Source organism: [Actinomadura] parvosata subsp. kistnae, assembly GCF_900323885.1.
Classification (GTDB): domain Bacteria; phylum Actinomycetota; class Actinomycetes; order Streptosporangiales; family Streptosporangiaceae; genus Nonomuraea; species Nonomuraea composti.
Window position 1 is genome coordinate 607,406 of sequence record NZ_OOHJ01000018.1, and the last position, 20,020, is coordinate 627,425.

At 71.6% G+C, this 20,020-nt stretch carries 22 protein-coding genes; 7 read left to right on the forward strand and 15 right to left on the reverse strand.

Annotated elements, in window-relative coordinates; genetic code table 11:
- The first annotated feature begins 149 nt into the window (after window positions 1-149).
- Together KIS93_RS22885 and KIS93_RS22890 are read left to right on the forward strand one after the other, a co-directional pair.
- Window positions 150-1,883, forward strand: coding sequence for a sensor histidine kinase (locus KIS93_RS22885; RefSeq protein ID WP_080045726.1), 1,734 nt, complete (start codon window positions 150-152; stop codon window positions 1,881-1,883).
- Complete coding sequence (locus KIS93_RS22890) at window positions 1,876-2,562, forward strand: response regulator transcription factor (RefSeq protein ID WP_080045725.1); 687 nt, start codon at window positions 1,876-1,878, stop codon at window positions 2,560-2,562. The genes KIS93_RS22885 and KIS93_RS22890 overlap by 8 nt, the downstream gene beginning before the upstream one ends.
- Here KIS93_RS22890 and KIS93_RS22895 read toward each other — a convergent pair.
- The 4 genes from KIS93_RS22895 to KIS93_RS22910 are packed head-to-tail and all read right to left on the reverse strand — an operon-like array spanning window position 2,550 to window position 5,518.
- Complete coding sequence (locus tag KIS93_RS22895; protein WP_080045724.1) at window positions 2,550-3,698, reverse strand: DUF418 domain-containing protein; 1,149 nt, start codon at window positions 3,696-3,698, stop codon at window positions 2,550-2,552. The two genes, KIS93_RS22890 and KIS93_RS22895, sit on opposite strands and share 13 nt — an antisense overlap.
- 23 nt (window positions 3,699-3,721) lie before the next feature.
- The gene (locus KIS93_RS22900; RefSeq protein WP_186404394.1) at window positions 3,722-4,360 is read right to left on the reverse strand and encodes a GPP34 family phosphoprotein; all 639 of its coding nucleotides are present in this window, start codon (window positions 4,358-4,360) and stop codon (window positions 3,722-3,724) included.
- Complete coding sequence (locus KIS93_RS22905) at window positions 4,347-4,583, reverse strand: type II toxin-antitoxin system antitoxin (protein ID WP_080047564.1); 237 nt, start codon at window positions 4,581-4,583, stop codon at window positions 4,347-4,349. The genes KIS93_RS22900 and KIS93_RS22905 overlap by 14 nt, the downstream gene beginning before the upstream one ends.
- Window positions 4,583-5,518 (reverse strand): SPFH domain-containing protein, encoded by a 936-nt coding sequence (locus KIS93_RS22910; protein ID WP_155129230.1) that lies wholly within the window; start codon window positions 5,516-5,518, stop codon window positions 4,583-4,585. The genes KIS93_RS22905 and KIS93_RS22910 overlap by 1 nt, the downstream gene beginning before the upstream one ends.
- A 152-nt stretch (window positions 5,519-5,670) precedes the next feature.
- Here KIS93_RS22910 and KIS93_RS22915 point away from each other — a divergent pair, with 152 nt between their 5' ends.
- On the forward strand, window positions 5,671-6,366 hold the full coding sequence (locus KIS93_RS22915; RefSeq protein WP_186404395.1) for a DUF4097 family beta strand repeat-containing protein: 696 nt from the start codon (window positions 5,671-5,673) through the stop codon (window positions 6,364-6,366).
- Between the two features lie 2 nt (window positions 6,367-6,368).
- Here the strand turns inward: KIS93_RS22915 and trhA are convergent, their stop codons facing one another.
- Entirely contained in the window at window positions 6,369-7,016 is a 648-nt protein-coding gene (gene trhA / locus KIS93_RS22920) for a PAQR family membrane homeostasis protein TrhA (RefSeq protein ID WP_080045720.1), read from the reverse strand.
- A 61-nt stretch (window positions 7,017-7,077) separates the two neighbouring features.
- Window positions 7,078-8,538, reverse strand: coding sequence for a penicillin-binding transpeptidase domain-containing protein (locus tag KIS93_RS22925; protein ID WP_186404396.1), 1,461 nt, complete (start codon window positions 8,536-8,538; stop codon window positions 7,078-7,080).
- Between the two features lie 123 nt (window positions 8,539-8,661).
- Here KIS93_RS22925 and KIS93_RS22930 point away from each other — a divergent pair, with 123 nt between their 5' ends.
- From KIS93_RS22930 to KIS93_RS22940, 3 genes are all read left to right on the forward strand, one after another.
- On the forward strand, window positions 8,662-9,483 hold the full coding sequence (locus KIS93_RS22930) for a spermidine synthase (protein ID WP_080045718.1): 822 nt from the start codon (window positions 8,662-8,664) through the stop codon (window positions 9,481-9,483).
- Between the two features lie 65 nt (window positions 9,484-9,548).
- Complete coding sequence (locus KIS93_RS22935) at window positions 9,549-10,517, forward strand: pirin family protein (protein ID WP_080045717.1); 969 nt, start codon at window positions 9,549-9,551, stop codon at window positions 10,515-10,517.
- 44 nt (window positions 10,518-10,561) lie between these two features.
- Window positions 10,562-11,113 carry a MarR family winged helix-turn-helix transcriptional regulator gene (locus tag KIS93_RS22940; RefSeq protein ID WP_080045716.1) on the forward strand — a complete coding sequence of 184 codons (552 nt, stop codon included), beginning with the start codon at window positions 10,562-10,564 and terminating at the stop codon, window positions 11,111-11,113.
- A gap of 142 nt (window positions 11,114-11,255) precedes the next feature.
- Here the strand turns inward: KIS93_RS22940 and KIS93_RS22945 are convergent, their stop codons facing one another.
- From KIS93_RS22945 to ngcE, 7 genes are all read right to left on the reverse strand, one after another.
- A complete protein-coding gene (locus tag KIS93_RS22945; protein ID WP_080045715.1) occupies window positions 11,256-11,585 on the reverse strand; it encodes a nuclear transport factor 2 family protein in 330 nt (109 codons plus the stop codon).
- Window positions 11,582-12,748, reverse strand: coding sequence for a low temperature requirement protein A (locus KIS93_RS22950; RefSeq protein WP_080045714.1), 1,167 nt, complete (start codon window positions 12,746-12,748; stop codon window positions 11,582-11,584). Before KIS93_RS22950 ends, KIS93_RS22945 begins: the two co-directional genes overlap by 4 nt.
- Window positions 12,749-12,782: 34 nt before the next feature.
- A complete protein-coding gene (locus KIS93_RS22955; protein ID WP_080045713.1) occupies window positions 12,783-13,337 on the reverse strand; it encodes a superoxide dismutase family protein in 555 nt (184 codons plus the stop codon).
- A gap of 86 nt (window positions 13,338-13,423) precedes the next feature.
- On the reverse strand, window positions 13,424-13,708 hold the full coding sequence (locus KIS93_RS22960; RefSeq protein ID WP_080045712.1) for a 4a-hydroxytetrahydrobiopterin dehydratase: 285 nt from the start codon (window positions 13,706-13,708) through the stop codon (window positions 13,424-13,426).
- Between the two features lie 22 nt (window positions 13,709-13,730).
- Window positions 13,731-14,579, reverse strand: a complete 849-nt coding sequence (locus tag KIS93_RS22965) for a carbohydrate ABC transporter permease (protein WP_080045711.1) — start codon at window positions 14,577-14,579, stop codon at window positions 13,731-13,733.
- Window positions 14,580-14,581: 2 nt separating this feature from the next.
- A complete protein-coding gene (locus tag KIS93_RS22970) occupies window positions 14,582-15,496 on the reverse strand; it encodes a carbohydrate ABC transporter permease (protein WP_186404397.1) in 915 nt (304 codons plus the stop codon).
- 3 nt (window positions 15,497-15,499) lie between these two features.
- Window positions 15,500-16,951: an N-acetylglucosamine/diacetylchitobiose ABC transporter substrate-binding protein gene (gene ngcE / locus KIS93_RS22975; protein ID WP_080045710.1), complete on the reverse strand. Its 1,452-nt coding sequence runs from the start codon at window positions 16,949-16,951 to the stop codon at window positions 15,500-15,502.
- A 146-nt stretch (window positions 16,952-17,097) separates the two neighbouring features.
- On the opposite strand from ngcE, the gene KIS93_RS22980 reads away from it, so the two are divergent.
- On the forward strand, window positions 17,098-18,333 hold the full coding sequence (locus KIS93_RS22980) for an alkyl sulfatase dimerization domain-containing protein (protein WP_080045709.1): 1,236 nt from the start codon (window positions 17,098-17,100) through the stop codon (window positions 18,331-18,333).
- Between the two features lie 163 nt (window positions 18,334-18,496).
- On the opposite strand, the gene KIS93_RS22985 is transcribed toward KIS93_RS22980, so the two are convergent.
- Window positions 18,497-19,420: a hypothetical protein gene (locus KIS93_RS22985; protein ID WP_080045708.1), complete on the reverse strand. Its 924-nt coding sequence runs from the start codon at window positions 19,418-19,420 to the stop codon at window positions 18,497-18,499.
- A 50-nt stretch (window positions 19,421-19,470) separates the two neighbouring features.
- Entirely contained in the window at window positions 19,471-20,013 is a 543-nt protein-coding gene (locus tag KIS93_RS22990) for an RNA polymerase sigma factor (RefSeq protein ID WP_080045707.1), read from the reverse strand.
- Window positions 20,014-20,020 lie beyond the last annotated feature (7 nt).

The following is a 20,020-nucleotide window of genomic DNA, read 5'->3' on the forward strand; positions in this document are numbered from 1 at the left end:
AGAGGTCGGCTTCGTGGCTCCAGCCAACCCGCGCGGGCGCGCCCGGCACCACCGTGTGAGCCGCCGTTCGGGACGGTGCGGAAGGCCGCCGGAAATATGCGGATAACCTCATAGACGCTCCCCCGAACAGCTCGTCACGATGGGGCCCTATGAGTTCCAGGCTGGTGGCCGGGCCGCTGGCGTTGATCGCCGCCGGCGGGGTGGTGGCCGGGCCGCTGCTGGAGAGCGGGCTGCCCGCCCCGCCGCAGCAGTGGGTGTTCGCCGTGCTCTGCCTGCCGCTGCCCGCGCTGGGCTGGCTGCTGGCCGTCAGGCGGCCCGAGCTGCGCTACGGCTGGCTGCTGCTGGCCGCCGCCCTGTCGCTGGGGCTGAGCGTGCTCGGCATCGGCCTGTCGGCCCGGGGCGACGGGCACGTGCTGCTCACCGCGCTCATCGCGCTCAGCACCGTGTTCTACGGGCTGACCTGGATCTTCGTGCCCCTGCTGTTCCCCGACGGGCGGCTGCCGTCCCGCCGGTGGCGGGCCGTGGCGTGGCTCTCGGGCGGCGCGATCGCCCTGCACGCGGCCGGGAACGTGGCCTACGGCTACGACCCGTACCACCTGCCCGCCTGGCCGCTGTCGCCCGTGCAGCTCGCCGGCGCGCTCGTCTCGGCGGCCGGGCAGCTCACCACGTGGGTCATGGCGGTGGTCGTGCTCTGCGGCCTGGTCGTGCGGTGGCGGCGCAGCGAACAGGCGGAGCGCGGCCAGTACGCCTGGATGGTCGGCGGCATGGCCGCGACCGCGGTGGGAGCGGTGCTGCTGTCGCTGTTCCACTTCGGCGGCCTGCGGTACGGGGCCGTCGGGCTGGTCGGGGTGCTGGCCGTGGTGGGCTCGCTGCCGGCCGCCATCGCGGTGGCGGTGGTGCGGCACCGGCTGCTCGACGTCCGGGTGGGGCTGCGCGGCTCGCGCCTGCACCTGGTGTTCGACCTGCGGCCCACGGTGGACGAGGTGCTGTCCGACCTCGGCACGGCGCTGGAGCAGACGCCCGAGCCGGTCGAGCAGCTGGCCCGGCTGGCGGCGGCCGTACGGACCGGGCTGGACCTGCGGTGGGCGGCGGTGACGCTGGCGGACGGCACGCGCGTCGTCTCCGGCGACCAGGAGGGCCGGCCGGTGCTGGAGCTGCCGGTACGCGGCGGCCGCATCGAGTGCGGGCCCCGCGACTCCGGCCCGCTGACCCGCGTGGACCGGCGGCTCCTGGAGGCGCTGGCCGTGCCCGCCGGGCTGGCCATCCAGAGCGCCGGGCTGGTCACCCGCCTGGTCAACGCCCAGGAGGCCGAGCGGCGGCGCATCGAGCGCAACATCCACGACGGCGTGCAGCAGCAGCTCGTCGCCCTCATCGCCGGCCTGGAGCTGGCCAGGGCGACCGGCGCGGGCCCCGAGATGCTGGCGAACCTGCGCGAGCAGGCCCGCCAGACCCTCGCCGACCTGCGCGAGCTGGCCGCCGGCATCCACCCGTCGGCGCTCAGCCAGGGCGGCCTGGTGGAGGCCGTGGAGGAACGCTGCTCGCGCCTGCCCGTACGGACGACGGTGGCCTCTCCCCCGTCGTTGCGGGCCAGGCGCTTCGCCGACGAGATCGAGGGCGCGATGTACTTCACGGTGAGCGAGGCCGTGGCGAACGCGCTCAAGCACGCGGCCGCGTCCGCCGTCGAGGTCCGCCTGGCGCTGGACGGCGGCCGGCTGCGCGCCACCGTGGCCGACGACGGCAAGGGCTTCGACCCGCGCACGCCGGCCCGCCGGGGCCTGGCCACGCTGGAGGACCGGCTGGACGCGCTGGGCGGGCGCCTGACCGTGCAGAGTGAGCCGGGGAAGGGGACACGAGTGGAGGCGTGGGTGCCGGTCGATGGGTGAGCGGATCCGTACGGTGGTCGCGGACGACCACTACCTGGTGCGCGAGGGCACCCGGCAGCTGCTGGAGCTGTCGGGCGAGGTGACGGTCGTGGGCGCGGTGGGCGACGCCGACGAGCTGCTCGACGCCGTCCGCAGGCTCGGCCCCGACGTCGTGATCACCGACATCCGGATGCCGGGGGGCGACTGGCGGCAGGGCTTCGAGGGCATCGACGCCGCCCACCGCATCCGCTCCGCGCACCCTCGGGTGGGGGTGGTGGTGCTGTCGCAGTTCTCGGACGCGTTGTTCGCGTTCGAGCTGTTCAAGCACGGCACCGAGGGGTTCGCGTACCTGCTCAAGGACCGGGTCGGCGACCTCGACGAGCTGCTGGGGGCGATCAGGGCGGTGGCCTCGGGCGGCTCGGTCATCGACCCGAAGGTGGTGGAGGGCCTGCTGGCCCGACGCGACGTGCGGGGCCAGCAGGAGGCCCTGACCCCGCGGGAGCGGGACGTGCTGCGCGAGATGGCCCACGGCCGGACGAACTCCGCCATCGCGCGGGCCCTGCACCTGTCGATCTCCTCGGTGGAGAAGAACGTGAACGCCATCTTCACCAAGCTCGGCCTGGAGAACAGCGGCGACGTGCACCGGCGGGTGGCGGCGGTGCTGGCCTACCTGGGGCCCGAGCCGACTCAGGAGCGGTAGGCGAGGCGCCGCAGCAGGAGCTCGGCCGGGCCCCGGTGGCCGACGCGGCGCATGAGGTCGGCCAGGCGCAGCGAGAGCAGCCACGTCAGCGCCGCCACCAGAGCGGCGCCGGCCAGGCCGAGGTGGCCCTGGAGGCCCAGCCCGTACGGGGAGAAGACGGCGACGAACACCACGGACTGGAAGAGGTACATGGTCATCGAGCGCCGCCCGAGCGCCTCGACCATGGTGGTGAGCCGGCTGCGCCGCCGCTGCGCCCGGATCGCGACGAGGGCGACGAGCGCCGCCAGGCCGATGCCGCCCGCGTACCCGGTGAGGGGCTGAACCAGCGCGGCCGCCCACAGGGCCGCGGGTGACGGCTCGGCCCACATCCCAATCTGGACGAGGGCGGCGGGCAGGGAGCCGGCGACGGACACGGCGGTGGTGGCGACGGCGGTGCGCAGCAGGAGGCGGCGGTGCCGGGCGGGCTCCTCCAGGTAGCGGCGGCGGGCCGCCCACATGCCCAGCACGATGGCGGGCACGACCGCGAGGACGCCGGCCACCAGGCCGAAGGGCCAGGCCGTGAGCCGGTCGGCGAGCAGGGCCCAGAAGCCCTCGCCGGCGACCGCGACGCTGCCCGCCGTGTAGGTGGGGAGGCCCTGCGACATCGGGAACCACAGGCCGGCCCCGACAACGGCGGTGGCGGGCACGAGCGTGAGCCCGGCCGTCCACAGCAGGGCCCGGTCTCCTCGCCGCGGCAGGCCGGCCAGCACGATGGAGGCCAGGCCGTAGACGGCGAGGATGTCGAGCGGGACGAGCAGCACCACGTGCGCGAGGCCGAGGGCGACGAGCCACCGGCCGCGCCGGCGCAGCAGCCTGCGGCCGCCCACCTCATCGGCGCCGGAGCGGCCGAGCAGCTGCACGAGCGCGTAGCCGAACAGGAAGGCGAACATCGGCCGCGCGTGATTGTCGACGAAGAGGAAGCAGAAGAGGTCGGTGATCGTGTTGAGCGTCTCGGGGCCGCGCCGGACGTCGGTCACGTACAGGGGCGCGTGCGCGAGCGCGATGGCCAGCAGCATCGCGCCGCGGGCCAGGTCGGGGGCGAGGGCCCGCTCCTCGGTGGCGCGCGGCGGGGCCGGCGCCACCGTCGTGGTGGTCATGCGTCCTCCTCGGGACAGGGGCGTCAACCGCCGGCGGCCGAGCTCCTGGCCGCCTCGATGCTCTTGCGCAGCGCCGTGGTGACGGGCTCGACGGGCGCCGCGAGCTGCTCGATCCGCTGCCGCCGCAGGTGCGCCTCGCGCCGGCCCAGCACGTCCTTCATGCGGGCCGCGGCGGCCAGCGCCGCCAGGACGCGGACGTCCCGCTCCAGCCGCTCGACCGAGCCGCCCCCGCGGATGGCCCGGCCGACCCGCTCGGCGAGCCTGCGCGTCAGGTACGCCTTGCGCGGCACCACCCGCTCCACGGGGACGAACAGCACCCGGTGCCGCTCCACCTTGACCAGCCGGTCGGCGGCCAGCTCGTCGCGCACGAGGCGCACCGTCTTCGCGTGGTCCTTGCCGACCCAGTGCCGCCAGGAGCGCGGCCGCGAGGCGGAGACCTGCTCCCACACGAGCGTCCGCAGCGAGCCCTTCGGCGCGCCGGCGGGCGGCCGCACCGCCCGCGCCTTGCCCGACTCGTCGGCCAGGCTCCCCTCCAGCAGCAGCTCGGCCAGGGCCGCGGCGCGCAGCAGGTAGCCCAGCTCGCCGCGGTTGGCCAGCCGCTCCTTGCGCAGGTCGAAGGCCAGCAGGAAGGCCGCGCGCGGCAGGCTCTCATCCTGTTTCACCGGCGTCTCCATCCGCTTCTTCCCCCTCTGACTCCTTGCGGGGCCGGCCGCGCGGGCGGATCCGGCCCACGCCCTCCGGCAGCCGCCCCGCCTCTGACAGCGCCCTGCGCAGCAGGAACTCGATCTGGGAGTTGGTGCTGCGCAGCTCGTCGGACGCCCACCTGGACAGCGCGTCGTGGACCACCGGGTCGAGCCGCAGCAGGATCTTCTTGCGTTCGCTCATCACTGGTAGAGGGTGCCCGTGTTCACCACGGGCTGGGTGTCGCGATCACCCACCAGCACCACGAGCAGGTTGCTGACCATGGCCGCCTTGCGCTCCTCGTCCAGCTCGACCACGTCGTGCTCGGCGAGCTTGGCCAGGGCCATCTCGACCATGCCGACGGCGCCCTCGACGATCCGCTGCCGGGCCGCCACGACCGCGCCGGCCTGCTGGCGGCGCAGCATCGCGTGGGCGATCTCGGGCGCGTACGCCAGGTGGATGATGCGCGACTCGATGACCTTCACCCCGGCGGAGGCGACGCGGGCGGCGATCTCCGTGGAGAGCTGGTCGTTGATCTCGTCGGCGTTGTCGCGCAGCGACAGGCGCGGCTCCCCGTGGGCGTCGTACGGGTAGGTGCCGGCGATGTGCCGCACCGCCGTCTCGGCCTGGATGGCGACGAACTCCACGAAGTCGTCCACCTCGAACACGGCCTGCGCGGTGTCCTGGACCTGCCAGACGACGACGGTGGCGATCTGGATGGGGTTGCCGTCGGCGTCGTTGACCTTGGTGACGTCGGTCTCGTGGTTGCGGATCCTGGTGGAGACCCGGCGGCGCACGGTGATCGGGTTGACCCACTGGAAGCCGGGGGTGCGCAGGGTGCCGACGTACCGGCCGAGGAGCTGCACCACCCTGGCCTCGCCGGGCGCCACCGCGGTGAGCCCGAACAGCATGAAGAACCCGATCAGCGTCGCGAGGACGCCCAGGACGAGCAGCGCGAGCCCGGCCGTCCCTGAGTCCGAGGCGAGCATGGCGATGCCCAGGACGAGCACCGCGAGCCCGCCTAGCCCCAGCACGGTCGCCACGCTCAGCATCACGAACCCGTTGGCGGCCTTGACCGGCCGCTCGTAGGTGTGCGGCGCGGGCATGTCGACCACGCTGCCCTCCAGTGTGTTGACCATCGCTTCCCCCTTCCCTGTAGGTGACTTCATCTTGCTAGCAAAGTGATATCACTTTTTTGACGGCCGGGGAAGGGCCGGTAGGGCTGGCACTACCGTGCTTCAGGGTGAGGGCGGCAATGCCCCGGCCCCGCGATCCCCCTAGGGTTTCTCGCATGCGGAGAACGGCGTTGATCGCGGGCCTGCTCGGGCTCGCCGCGATGGTGACCGGCTGCGGCATCGCGGAGCACAACGAGGACACCGTGGCGTACGACGTCACGGACAAGGTGGCGGCCCTGCACGTCGAGACCGACTCCGGCCGGATCGAGGTGGTCGAGTCGGAGCGCACCGGCATCCACGTGAGCGAGCGGCTGACCTGGAGCAAGGACAAGCCCACGACCACCCACGAGGTCCGCGGCGACACGCTGGAGCTGGCCTTCACCTGCCCTACCAGCTGGGGGTTCGGCGCCGCCGTGGTGTCCTGCGACGTCGGCTACCAGGTCGAGGTGCCCAAGGGGCTGCGCGTCAAGCTGGGCACCGACTCGGGCGACATCACGCTGAAGGGCCTGTCGGGCACAGTGGAGGCCACGAGCGACTCGGGCACCATCGAGGCCGACGGGCTGACGGCCGGCCGCGTCGTGACGAAGACGGATTCGGGAGACGTGCGGCTGGCCTTCACGGGGCGGCCGGACCGGGTCACGGCCACCACCGACTCAGGAAGGACCGAGGTCCGCGCGCCGGAGGGGCCCTACGCGATCAAGGCCAGGACCGACTCGGGCGGCAAGGAGGTCAAGGCGACCTCCGACCCCTCGGCGCCGCGCTCGATCGAGGTGAGCAGCGACTCGGGCGACCTGCTGGTCACGACGTTCTGACCTCAGCCGTGGGAGTAGACCACGATCGACACCGCGATGTACTGCACGAGGTAGGCGGCGATCGTGAACGCGTGGAAGACCTCGTGGAAGCCGAACCAGCGGGGTGACGGGTCGGGGCGGCGCAGGCCGTACACGACGGCTCCGGCCGAGTAGAAGACGCCGCCCACCGCCACCAGCACGACGGCCACCACTCCGGCGCCCTCCAGGAGCTGCGGCATGACGAAGATCGCGGCCCAGCCCAGCGCCAGGTACAGGACCGTGTAGAGCCAGCGCGGCGCGTTCATCCACAACACCCGGAACAGCACGCCCGCGAGCGCCCCGCCCCAGATGACGGAGAGCACCGCCACGCGGGCCGCGCCGTCGAGCGCCAGCAGCGCGAACGGGGTGTAGGTGCCGGCGATGATCAGGTAGATGTTCGCGTGGTCGATCCTGCGCAGGAACTCCGCCAGCCGGGGGCCCAGCGTGCTGCGGTGGTAGGTGGCGGAGATGCCGAACAGCAGCGCCGAGGTGATGGCGTAGATCGACGAGGCCAGCCGCGCCTGCAAGGTCGGGCCCAGCGCCACGAGCACGAAGCCGGCGATCAGGGTCACGGGCAGCGCTCCGGCGTGCAACCAGCCTCGCAGCCTGGGCTTGACGGTGATGGTCGTCATGCAACCTACGGTACCGTAGGTTGCAAAAGCCGCGAACCTGTGCCGCCCCGCCGAACAGAGGTCAGAGGCCCTTGAAGAACCGGGCGGCGATCGGAACCGCGGCCGACCGGCCCGATCCGCCGTGCCGGACGAAGACGCAGAAGGCCAGGTCATCGCGGTAGCCGATGAACCAGGCGTGCGGCGTCTCGCCCTCCACCTCGGCCGTCCCGGTCTTGCCCGCCACGCCCTCGGGGAGCCCCGCGCCGCTGGCCGTGCCGTAGTCGACGACGGCCGCCATCATGTCCCTGAGCGCCGCCACGACGCCCTCGTCCATCTGGACGTCCGCGTGCGGGGCGCCGTCGATCCGGCGCACCTGCTCGGGCGACAGCAGCCGGGGCGAGCGCCAGGTGCCGCTCTGGACGGCGGCGGCGAGCGCGGCCATGCACAGCGGGGTGGAGACGACCTCGCCCTGACCGATGGCGTCGGCGCCCAGCATGTCGAGGTCGTCGGTCTCGGGCACGGTGCCGCAGGTACCGCTGATCCCGGTCGCGATCGGCCGGCCGAAGCCCCACTCGTCCGCCGTCCTGCGCAGCTCCTCCCCCGTCAGCCGGGTCGTCGCCTGCTCCACGAACGTCGTGTTGCAGGAATAGGCGAACGCGTCGGTGAAGGTGACCGTGCCGCGATCCACCTCGCCGTCGTTGCTGAAAGGCCGGTGGAACGGGATCTGGTACGTGCCGGGGCAGCCCACCTGCTCCGCCGGGTCGAGCCCGCCCTTGAGCAGCGCCGCCGCCGTGATCGTCTTGAACACCGAGCCCGGCGGGAACACGTCCCGCACGGCGCTGTAGTTCTCCCCCAGGCGGTCGGCCAGCGCGAGGATCTCCCCCGTGCTCGGCCGGATGACGATCATCGTGGAGTCCTCCACGGCGTCCAGCGCCCGCGCGGCCGCCGCCTGGACGGCCCGCGAGATGGTGGTGCGCTCGACGTTCGCCTTGGGCGCGCGGCGCAGCAGCGTCGTGTCGGGCTGCCCCGGCACCTTCGACACCAGCGCCCAGCCGTAGTTGACCTGCTCGAACTCCGGCTTGAGCGGGTTCAGGTACGCCTCCGCGTAGCTGTCGTTCGGGATCCTGTCGCCCTCGCTGGTGACCAGCTCGGCGCCGGACGTCTCCTCCTCCTCCAGCTCCAGCGTGCCGCCGTCCTTGAGGAGCGGGTGCAGCGTCTCGGGCGCCCATAAGACCTTCCACGTACGGTCGCGCACCGCCAGCCGCAGCGTGCTGCCGAACGGCCACTCCCCCAGCTCGGTCAGCTTGCGCACCCCGGTGAACGGCACCTCGGCCGTCGCGTCGCCGGTGCTCCGCAGCTGCCCGGGGGTCAGCGTCAGCGACTCCACGTGCAGGTCGTCGCTCAGCTTGCGATGCCGTACGGAGAAGTCGGCCGGCGGCTGGTACACCAGCCGCTCCATCGCCGTGACGTTCCCCCGGCGCCAGGCGTCGAAGTACGCGGCGGCCGTCCGGTCGGGGCTGCCCTTGACCCGGTTGGACGCCACGACGGCGAAAGCCCCGGCCCCGACTACCGCGACAAGCGCGATAACGAGCACAATCAGCCTTCGCCGTGCCATACGGTACTCCCAGGGAGGGGATCAGACGTGGCTCGTGGACAGCGTGAACCGATGCCTGGCCTGTACCCGGTGACGTTCGGCGAGGTCGAGTTGCTCCGGGATCTGGACAGGCAGGACGGCTGGGTGCTGTCCAAGGATGGCGTACCTCAGTCGTACGTAGATCTTCAAGACCCGACATTTCTGGAATTCGAGTATGTACGACTCATGGCGGATGTGATCGACCTTTTGCCGGAAGGGCCGCTGAGCTGCGTCCACGTCGGCGGCGGCGCCTGCACGATCCCCCGCTACGTCTCCGCCACCCGCGCCGGCTCCCGGCACATCGTCATCGAGCCCGACGGCCTGCTGGTCAACCTGGTGCGCGAGCAGCTCGACCTGCGCTCGGTGCCCAAGCTGAAGGTCATCGTCACCGGCGGCAGGGAGGGCGCCGCCAAGATCTGGGACGAGACGGCCGACCTGGTGGTCCTCGACGCGTTCACGGGCGCGACGATGCCGGTGGAGCTGGCCACGGCCGAGTACATGGGCGACCTGGCCAGGATCCTGCGCCCCGGCGGCACCCTGCTGATCAACCTGGCCGACGGCAAGGGGCTGGCCTTCGCCAAGCGCCTGCTGGCCACGGTGTCGGGCACGTTCGGGCACGTGGCCCTGCTGGCCGAGCCCGGCATCCTGCGGGGCCGCCGCTTCGGCAACCTCATCGTGGCCGCGTCGCGCACCGAGCTGCCGCTGGAGCTGCTGACCAGGCGCGCGGCGGGCGGCCTGACGCAGGCGCGGTGCATGTTCGGGGAGGCGCTGACGAACTTCGTCGCGGGCGCCGCGCCCATCAAGGACGGCGACGCGGTCATGGCGCCCGTCCCGCCGCCCGCCGTCTTCGGATGACCCGCGTGGAATAGTTGAATTCTCAACTTGGTTGAGCCGGGCAGACCCGCTGGAAGGAGCGCGACATGCCCGCCGTGACCGTAGAGAACCCGCTGACCCTCCCCCGCCTGCCCGAGCCGCAGGCCGGAGACCCGGGGCGGAAGGTGCTCGCCGTCGAGACCGCGCCCAGCGGGTTCGAAGGAGAGGGCTTCCCCGTCCGCAGGGCGCTGGCGGCGATCAAGCCCGAGTACCTCGACCCGTTCGTGATGATGGACCAGATGGGCGAGGTCGACTACGCGGCCGGCGAGCCCAAGGGCACGCCGTGGCATCCGCACCGGGGCTTCGAGACCGTGACGTACATGATCGACGGCGTGATGGAGCACCTCGACTCCAACGGCGGCGGCGGGACGATCACCAACGGCGACACCCAGTGGATGACCGCCGGAGCGGGCATCCTGCACAAGGAGGCGCCGCCGGAGTGGCTGGTGCAGCAGGGCGGGCTGTTCCACGGGATCCAGCTCTGGGTGAACCTGCCGGGCGCCAAGAAGATGATCGCGCCGCAGTACCAGGACATCGGCGGCTCCAGCGTCGTGCTGCTGAGCAGCCACGACGGCGGCGCGCTGGTGCGCCTCATCGCCGGCGACCTGGCCGGGCACGCGGGCCCCGGCAGCACGCAGACGCCGATCACGCTGCTGCACGCCACCGTCTCGCCGGGGGCGCGGCTGGTCATGCCGTGGCGCAAGGACTTCAACGCGCTGGCGTACGCGCTGTCCGGGCGCGGCACCGTGGGCACGGAGCGGCGGCCGCTGAGCGGCGGGCAGCTCGCCGTGTTCGAGGGGTTCGGGAACCGGCCGGGGCTGGCGACGCAGGCCGGCAGCATCACGATCGCGGCGGCCAAGGAGCCGCTCGAGGTGATCGTGCTCGGCGGGGAGCCCATCGGGGAGCCGGTGGCGCACTACGGGCCGTTCGTCATGAACACCAAGGCCGAGCTGGTGCAGGCGTTCGAGGACTTCAAGGCCGGACGGCTGGGGAGCATCCCCGCTCAGCACGCCTGAACCTTGCCGGATTATGGAAGTAGGTAATAAAGTGCTGCTTCATTATGAAGTATGTACATGATGAGGACGATGGCGGGCGGCTCTACGATCCCCGGGTCAGAGCCGCCATGCGGGAGTTCACCGGCGACGACGACACCCTGACGTTCGAGGCGGCGGCGGCCGTGCGCAGCGCGCAGCAGAGCGTGGAGCGCATGCGGGCGCACGGCAGCGAAGGGCGCGGCCTCAGCTCGGGCGCGATGGACCTGCTGCTGCGGCTCAGCTCGGCCGGCGAGGCCGGGGCGAGCATCGGCGAGCTGGCGCAGGCCGCCGGCGTCAGCCCCAGGAACGCCACCGGGCTGGTCGACACGCTCGAACGCGACGGCCTCGCCCGGCGGCAGCCCGATCCGGACGACCGGCGGGCGGTGCGGGCCGTGATCACCGACGCGGGCCGGGCCTGGATCGAGGCGTTCAGGCAGCCGTCACGGATGGCGATGAAGGCCATCTTCCACGGGTTCACGGACGACGAACTGACCACATTGCGGCACCTGTGCCTGCGCCTGGCGGCCAACCAGGAGCGGCTGGCCGAGCACCTCGGCGGGCAGGCGAGCGGCCGATGAACACGCGGGAGATCGTCAGGGGCTATCACGACGCCCGCCGGCGTCCAGCGCACGGCCGAGCACTTCCGGCTGCGCGACGGGAAGATCGGCACCATCATGCTGATCTTCGACTCCGCCCCGTGGCAGCCGATGGCCGCCGCGATCAGGTGAGCGGGCTCGCGGCGGCGGTCTGGCGCCAGATGCGACCGTCCCTGAGGACGAGCGTGCCGTACGTGGCGACGCGGTTGCCGCCCACCGTCATCAGGGCGTGGTAAAAGATCACGTCGTCGGTGGCCCGCATCGAGACCACCTCGTCCACCTGGGGCTTCGCGGCGAAGTAGGCGGTGAACAGCTCCCTGATCTCGGCGGGGCCGCCGGCGACGCGGTCGAAGCGGACGACGACGGCCTCGTCGTCGTACTGGGCGAGCAGGGCTTCCAGGTCGCCGTCGGCGAGGGCGGCGAGCTGGCGGTCGAAGACGTCCTGGGCGGTCATGCGGCCTCTTCGGGTGCGGGGTCTCGTTCGGGTGCGGGGTCTTGTCCGGGCGAGGGGTCTCGTTCGGGCGAGGGGTCTCGTTCGGGCAGGGGGCGGAGCACGTCGTACGTCACCTGGGCGGCGGCGAGCAGCAGGAGGACCGGCAGGGCCGCCGCCACCGGGAGGAGCGAGGCGGCCAGGGCGAGGGCGGCGGCGAGCAGGCGGACGGCGCCGGCGCGGCGGTCGCGGGAGCACAGGTGCTGAACGCCGAGCATGGCGAGCACGAGCGCGGCCGGCACCCCGACCGACGCGCTCGTCCCCGACGGGTGCGTGATCGCGTGCTCGATCCCGACCCCGAACGCGACCAGGCCGAGCGACAGCGGCAGGTGCGAGTACACCCACACCTGCCCGGCGAGCCGCGTGCGCAGCACCACGGACTCGTCGAGGTGGCCGAAGTACAACCACCAGAAGCCCATCGCGATCGCCACCCCGGCCAGCGCGACGAGCAGCACGCCCGGCGTGACGTCGTGCCCCTTCAGCCCGAGCACGACCGCGGCGACGACCTCGCCGAGCACGATCACGACGAAGAGCCCGAACCGCTCCGGCAGGTGCTCGGTCTGCGGGGGCAGCCTGCCCTGGTGGCCGCGGGTGAACAGCGGGGTGGCCAGGTCGATGACGACGGCGACGGCCCACAGGGCGTAGCGCTGGGGCGGGTCGACCGCCAGTGAGGCGAGCCAGACGGCGATGGCGACGCTGAAGCCGATCGCGTAGCGGGTGGTCAGCGGCCTGGCCTCGGGCACGTGCCGGCCGGCCCGGACGTAGGCGACGACGAGCAGCAGGCGGGCCACCGCGTACGAGGCGGCGAACAGGCCGGAGCGGTGCTCGATGTCGCCGGCGCTGGCGGCCATGGTGGCGACCGCCAGGATCTGCGGCAGGGCGAGGAGCCGGTGGCTGACGTCGTCGGTGTCGAACCGGTTGGCGTAGAAGACGTATCCCGCCCACGCCCACCAGACCGGGACGAACAGGCCGGCGAAGACGAGCAGGGAGCCCGCGGCGTAGACTGCGGCGAGCTCGGCGACGGCGACCACGAAGACGAGGTCGTAGAGGAGCTCCAGCCAGGTGGCGCGGCGGTGCGCGGCCTCGAACAGGCGTAAGCGGGGTGGCTGCCACTGGCGGCCGGTCATGGGCTACCTCCATATGTAATTGTGTAATTATGCCCTACTTCAGGGTGAGGCAGGCGATCCTCGGCCCCGCCTGACCGGCCTGCGGGCCGGAGATCGTGGTGGGCTGGGCGTGGATGACGAGGGAGGCCGGCAGCTTGGCACGTTCCAGCACCCACGCGTTACGGGCGCTGGCGCGGCCCGCGCCCTCGTCGTCGGTGGTGAAGTCGAGCCACACCTCGCTGGCCGAGTCGGCGTGACCGGGGTCGTGCTGGTAGTGGGGGCCGGCGTCGTCGGGCTTCTCGCCGCACGGCTTGGCGTGCAGGTGGGCGCCGTAGCGGCGCTTGGGCAGCAGGCCCTCGACGACGAGCGAGGTGCGGGTCTGGCCGCCGCCCGACTCGACGGTGACGCTGGCCTGGGCGCCCTCGGGGGCGAGCTTGCGGTCGTAGGCGATGGCGCCGGGGTCGTCGGTGCCGAACTCGCCGGCGGCGTTGAGGGTGACCGTCTCGTCCGGTGTGGTCTTGACGCTCTGGACGGGAGCGGGCGGGCCCGCGCAGGCCGCCAGCGCGGTCGTCGCAGTCAGGAGGGCGAGCAGGGACGCGGGCACGCGCATGGGGACCTCCCACAGGGGGAGCCCCTCCGGCAACGGGGGCTCCGAGAGGCCACCACTCTAACGAGTGATCGGCCCGCTACGTACGGTCATTCGCCCTGGGCGCCATGTTTTGCCGCGATCTCATCGATCACGGCGGCCAGCGTGAAGTCGAGGTCGGTGAGGCCGCCCTGGTCGTGGGTGGTGAGAGTCAGATGGAGGTCGCGCCACCGGATGTCGATGTCGGGATGGTGGCCGAGCTCCTCCGCCTTGACCGCGATCTCGTCGACGATGCGGATGGCCGTGGGGAAGTCGGGCGCGCTGACCGTGCGCTTGATCGCCTCGCCCGCGCGCCGCCACCGGGGCAGGTCCTTCAGCTTGCTCTCGACGTCCATGGAAGCCACGTTACTTCAGCGCTCACTTCAGGGCTCCCGAGCTGAGACCCGACTGGATCTGCCGTTGGAAAAGGATGTACACGATCGCGACCGGCAGGATGGTGATCGACAGGGCGGCGAACAGGCCCGGCCAGTCGGCCTCGTAGCCGGCCAGCGTGGAGATCCGGGCGATGCCCTGCGTGAGCACCCACTTGTCCGGCGCGCCGGCGAGCAGCACGAGCGGCAGCAGGTACTGGTTCCACTGGCCGAGCACGTTGAAGATGGTGATGCTGATCAGGCCCGGCCTGGCCATCGGCACCATGATCTGGAAGAACGTGCGGGTGTGCGAGGCGCCGTCGATCAGCGCGGCCTCGGCGACCGCGTCCGGCAGCGTACGGAAGAACGCCGCCAGGAAGAACACCGTGAACGGCAGCGAGTACGCGATGTAGACCAGCACCAGGCCGACGTGGCTGTTGAGCAGCCCCACCTGTTTGACCACGAAGAACAGCGGCCCCAGCGCCAGGAAGACCGGGAACGCCAGCCCGGCCACGAAGTAGTAGTAGATCAGCCGGCTGCCGGCGAACCGGTAGCGCGCCAGCACGTACGCCGCCATCGACCCGAACACCATCGTGCCCGCGGTGCCGAACAGCACCACGACGACCGTGTTGAGCATGTACTGCCCGATGTGCGCCTTGTCCCAGGCCCGGCCCCACGCGTCCAGCCGCAGCGCGCCGGGCAGTTGCAGCGGGTCGCCGAAGATCTCGGTGTTGCTCTTGAACGAGGCGAGGAACGTCCACAGCAGCGGCGCGATGATCAGCAGCGCCCAGACGGCGAGCGCCACGTGGGAGAGCACGCCGAGCGCGCCGGGCCCGTTGTCCTTGCGCGGAGCCATCTCTACAGCTCAACCCTCTCACGTCTGGTCGTCCGCAGGGTCAGCACCGCGAACGTCACGGTGAGGAAGAACAGCGCCACCCCCATCGCGGAGGCGTAGCCGACCTTCTGGTAGGAGAAGGCGGTGTTGTAGATGGTGATCGGCAGGATGGTCGTGGCCCCGTCGGGCTCGCCCTTGTCGCCCGCCAGCACCTGCACGAGCGCGAACCCGTCGAAGGCCGCGATGCCCAGGTAGATCCAGCCGACCTGCACGGTGTCGCGCAGCAGCGGCAGCGTGATCGAGAAGAACAGCCTGATGCGGCCGGCCCCGTCCAGCGCGGCGGCCTCGAAGTAGTCCTTCGGGATGGCCGCCATGCCGGCGGAGAACAGCACGACGTAGAAGCCGACCGCCTGCCAGACCATCACCGCGATGATGGACCACAGGGCCAGGTCCGGCTCGATGAGCCAGCCGACGGGCTCGACGCCGAAGCGGGCCAGCACGCCGTTGATCACACCGTCGGCGTCGGGCCGGTAGACGGCCTGGAACAGCACGCCGACCACGGCGACCGCCAGGACCTGCGGGAAGAAGAACACCACGCGGTAGAACCCGGAGCCCCACACCCCGCGCATGCCGGCGCCGCGCGGGCCGCCCCCGAGGTTGAGCAGGAACGCGAACAGCAACGCGATGACGATGGTGGCGAGCGGCAGCACCAGCAGCAGGATCCCGTGGTTGCGCAGGGCCCGCCAGAAGACCTCGTCCTCCAGCAGCCGGCCGAAGTTGTCCAGCCCCACGTAGCGGACGACCGAGCTGTAGCCGTTCCAGCTCGTCAGGGAGAGCTGGAACGCCTGCACGTAGGGGCTGATGACGAAGACCGTGTAGAGCACGAGGGGGACGGCGAGGAACCCGGCGACGAATCCGTACGTGCGCAACCGCCCCATCGGTCACCGGCTCCGCGTCTGCTTGGTGACCGACTCGTCCTTCTTGACCGCGTCGGCCTTCTTCTGCATCCTCGCGCAGAACTCGTCGGGGGTGATCCGGCCGGCCATGACGACGTTGATCTGCTCGGTGCCGTAGTCGAACAGCTCCTTGTACCAGCCCTCGAAGCGGGCCTCGGTGATGATGTTCTGGCCGGCCGCGTCCTGGGCGCGGGCGGCGCTCCTGAGGCCGGCGGGCAGGTCGACGCCCTCGGCGGCGCCGTTGACGACGGTGACGTTCTTGGTCAGCTCGGTGAAGCGGCGGGCGCCCTCCTTGGAGAGCATGATGCGCAGGTACTCGAGGCCGCCCTGCGGGTTCTTGCCCTTGGCGGCGACCACGAAGTTCTCGCCGACGCCGACCTGGATGGCGCCGTACGGCATCTTGTCGGAGCCGGTGACCTCGGGGATGGGGGCGATGGCGTACTCGAAGTCGTCCGGCTTGTCCTTGGCCATCTCGTTCTCGATCCAGGAGCCGACCGGGTAGAACAGCACCTTGTTCTGGAGCTGCTTGATCTGGGTCTGCGTGTGGTCGAGGCCGAAGTACGCTTTGTCGCCATATTTCGTCTGAATATCCACCCAGACAGTGACCGCCCGCTTCATCGGCTCGGCGTTCCAGGCGTTGTCGACGAGGTTGTCGATGTCGAGGATGACCTGGTTCCCGCCGATCTTGGCGGCGGTGTAGAGGACGTTCCAGAGCTGGTAGTACGGGCCCTTCTGCCCCGGGTACGCGAACAGCAGGACGCCCTCCCCCTTGGCCGTCTCCCCCAGCGCGGTGAACTCCTCCCACGTCGTGGGCACCTTCCAGCCCTTGTCCGCGAAGAGCCTGGCGTTGTACCAGAGGGCGCGGTGCGACACCGTGTAGTTGAGCACCAGGTCCTTGCCGGTGACCAGGGCGTTGTCCAGCACGGCCGGGGTGACGGTGTCGCGCACCTTCTTGGCCGGGTCGTCGATCGAGGGGGCGTCGAACAGCGGGGCCAGGTCGGCCAGGTGGCCCTCGGCGGCCAGCGCGGCCAGGTCCATCGACTTGGGGCCGGAGTTGTTGATCACGTCGGGGGCGTCGCCGCCGATCAGGCGGGGGCGGAGCTGGGTGCCGATCTCCTGGGTGGCCGTGTGCTTGACGGTGACGCCGGGGAACTCCTTCTTGTAGAGCTCCTCGTGCAGGTCCTTGGCGTAGGCGTCGCCGTACCCGCCGCTGAAGATGACCACTTCGAGCGGCTTCTTGGGGTCCACGCCGAACGGGTTCTTCGGGTCGGCGGAGGTGGGGAGCGTGGCCGAGGGGGCGGGCGCGGGCTCGTTCCCGCCGCCCGTGCCGGCGGTGGCGCAGGCGGCGAGGAGGCCCGCGCCGGGGCCGGCGGCGAACGCGGTGATGCCGATGCGGCGTAAGAGCTGGCGCCTCGTGATCTCACCCGGGTGGGTCATGGGGGCTCCTGAATTAGGAAAGTTTCCTAAACGATTGCCCGCAACGTACGAACGGCTTCCGACAGCCGTCAAGGGGGTGCGATCGAGACGTGACCTTGCCGTGATTGCCTTGCTTAGAACGGCGTTCTAGAAGCAGAGTGGATCGCATGATTGTGGAGTACGCCGAGCAGGTGTGGCAGGGCGAATCCGACGACAGCATCGTCGATGCCGGCATGGAGGGCAAAGGCGTCCTGACCGTCACCGAAGGGGTGGGCTGGTGGCCGGGATTCGGCAACGTCATCACGTTCGAGACCGGTGGCGAGCTGGTGTTGTTCGACACCAGCAGCCCGTTCTCGGCCGCGCGGCTGCACGAGGACGTACGGAAGTGGACGCGCGCCCCGCTGACCACCGCGTTCTACTCGCACGGCCACATCGACCACGTCTTCGGGACGGCGCCGTTCGAGGAGGAGCCCGGCCCACGAGCCACCGTCTATGCCCATGAAGCGGTGGTCGACCGCTTCGAGCGCTATGTGCTGACGAACGGCTACAACGCGGTCATCAACCAGCGCCAGTTCCAGGCGCCCAACCTGCGCTGGCCCGCCACCTACCGCCACCCCGACGTGACCTACACCGACGCCCTCACCGTGCGGCGCGGCGGCCTCACCTTCGACCTGCTGCACGCCAAGGGCGAGACCGACGACGCCACCATCGGCTACGTCCGCGAGCACCGGCTGCTGCTGCCCGGCGACCTGTTCATCTGGGTCACCCCCAATTGCGGGAACCCGCAGAAAGTGCAGCGCTATCCCCGCGAATGGGTGCACGCCCTGCGATTGATGGCCGCCATGGACGCCGAGATCATGCTGCCCAGCCACGGCGCCCCGATATTCGGCCGCGACCGCATCAGGCAGGCCTTGCTGGAAACCGCGGAATGGCTCGACTCGCTCGTCACACAAACGCTGGAACTGCTCAACGCAGGAGCCCGGCTCGACGAGATCGTGCATTCCGTACGGCCCCCGGGCCACCTCGCCGACCGGCCCTACCTCCGGGCGAGGTACGACGAGCCGGAATTCGTCGTCCGCAATCTGTGGCGCCTCTACGGCGGCTGGTACGACGGAAATCCGGCCCATCTCAAACCCGCGCCCGACGCCGTTCTCGCGAAATCCGTGGCGGAACTCGCCGGCGGCCCCGCCGCGCTCGCCGACGCCGCGCTGCGCGCCCTTTCCGACGGCGACGAGCGGCTCGCCGGGCACCTCGCGGAAATGGCCGCCCTGGCGGCTCCGGACGACGCGGGCGTGCACCGCGTACGCGCGGAGGTGTTCGCGGCCAGGGCGGCCGGCGAGCTGTCGCTCATGGCGAAGGGCGTCTTCACCTGGGCCGCGGAGGAGTCGAAACGACGCTCCTAGCTTGCGGCGGCGGCCCTTCGGGGTCGGCCCTTCGGAGGCGGCGTCGCGCCTTCAGGCGCGGGCGCGGCGTCGGGCCTTCAGGGGCGGGCCTGCGGGAGCGGCGTCGGGCCTGCAGGGGCGGCGTCGGGCCTGTGGGGGCGGCGTCGGGCCTGTGGGGGCGGCGTCAGTTCTGCCACCAGTCGGGGCTGGGGTGCTGGATCATGGGCAGCGAGTCCTTGGGCAGGCCGGCGGGGGCCGCGACGAACACGGTGACGGCATCGGAGGCGATCCGCTCGACGTGCTGCACGAGCCACTCGTCTTTCACGTTCGCGGGATCGACGGCGTACCCGCCGGCGGTGCCGTCCGGGTTGTCCCACATCACCACGTACCCGACCTTCATCCCGGCCGCCTCCAGATCGGCGCGGACCCGCGCGACCGGCTTGTTCCTGGGATCGTATTTCTTGATCACGCCCCCGCCCGGGTCCACGTCGATCTGCACCGGCGTGGCGTACAGCTCGCCCGGGGCCGCCGGGCGGCCGATCCCGACGAGGATCCGCCCCGTCACGCCGACCGGGATCGACACCTTGCCGCACCAGGCCGAGCGGCAGCCCTCCTCCCGCGTGGAGATCGTGATGCCGGCGCCCTTGGGGTAGCTGCCCTCGATGAGCTCCGGGCCGATCAGCTTGCCGACGTCCTCGGGCGCGACGGGGGCCTGGCGCACCTCGACGTCCAGGCCGATCGCCCGGAACGCTTCGGTGAACTTGCCCGCGTCGGCCCCGGGGTCGTTGATCTCCACCTCGATGACGTCGCCGCCGGTGCCGCCGTCGTCGGCGGTCTTGAGCGAGACGGCGGCGTTGGCGTACTGGGTGGCGGGGCCGCCGAACGGCGTCCAGACGACGAGCGCGGCGGCCAGCGCGGCCGCCACCGGCCCGAACGCGAGCCCGCGCCGCAGCATGACGCGCCGGCGTCCGCTCCTGTTCGGGACGGGCTCGCGCGCCGTCTCCATGATCGACTCCATCAGCGCCCGCGCCCCCGCGCCGGACGCCTGCCCCGCGACGTCGCCGTCCAGGTCCTCGTCCCGCACGCGGGCAAGATCGGCGATCTTCACAGCCTGCTCCCTTCGGGGAATGTCCCCGGCCGACTCCCTTCGCCGGATGCTCACAGCCGGCTCCCTTCGAACGCGACGGCGCGCGAGTGCCGCACGCCCGCCTCGGCCAGCCGCCGGGCGAACCTACTGCGCGCGCGATAAAGCCTCACTCGTACGACGTTCGCCGATGTGCCGAGCACCTTGGCGATCTCGGAAGGGCTCAGCCGCTCCCACGCGACCAGCGCCAGCAGCTCCCTGTCGTCCTCGGGCAACGACCTGAACACCTGGCCGAGCTGCGAGAAATCCTCACCCGGCAGCTCGGCGACGAGCGGCGAGGCGGCGAGCTGCGCCCGCAGCGCGGCGGTGCGCTGCTCGTGCCGGCGCTCGCCGCGCCGCTGGTTCGCCAGCACCTTCCTGGCCACGCCGAAGAGCCACAACCTGGCCTCGTCCTCCTGCGGGACCTCCTCGATCCGGCGCCAGGCGACCATGAACGTCTCGGCCACGACGTCCGCCGCGTCGTCCGGGTCCGGACAGCGGCGCAACGCGTACCCGAGCAGGGGGCGGTACGAGGAGGCGTAGAGCTCCTCGAAGCGCCTCTCGGGATCTGCTCCCACTTAGGCT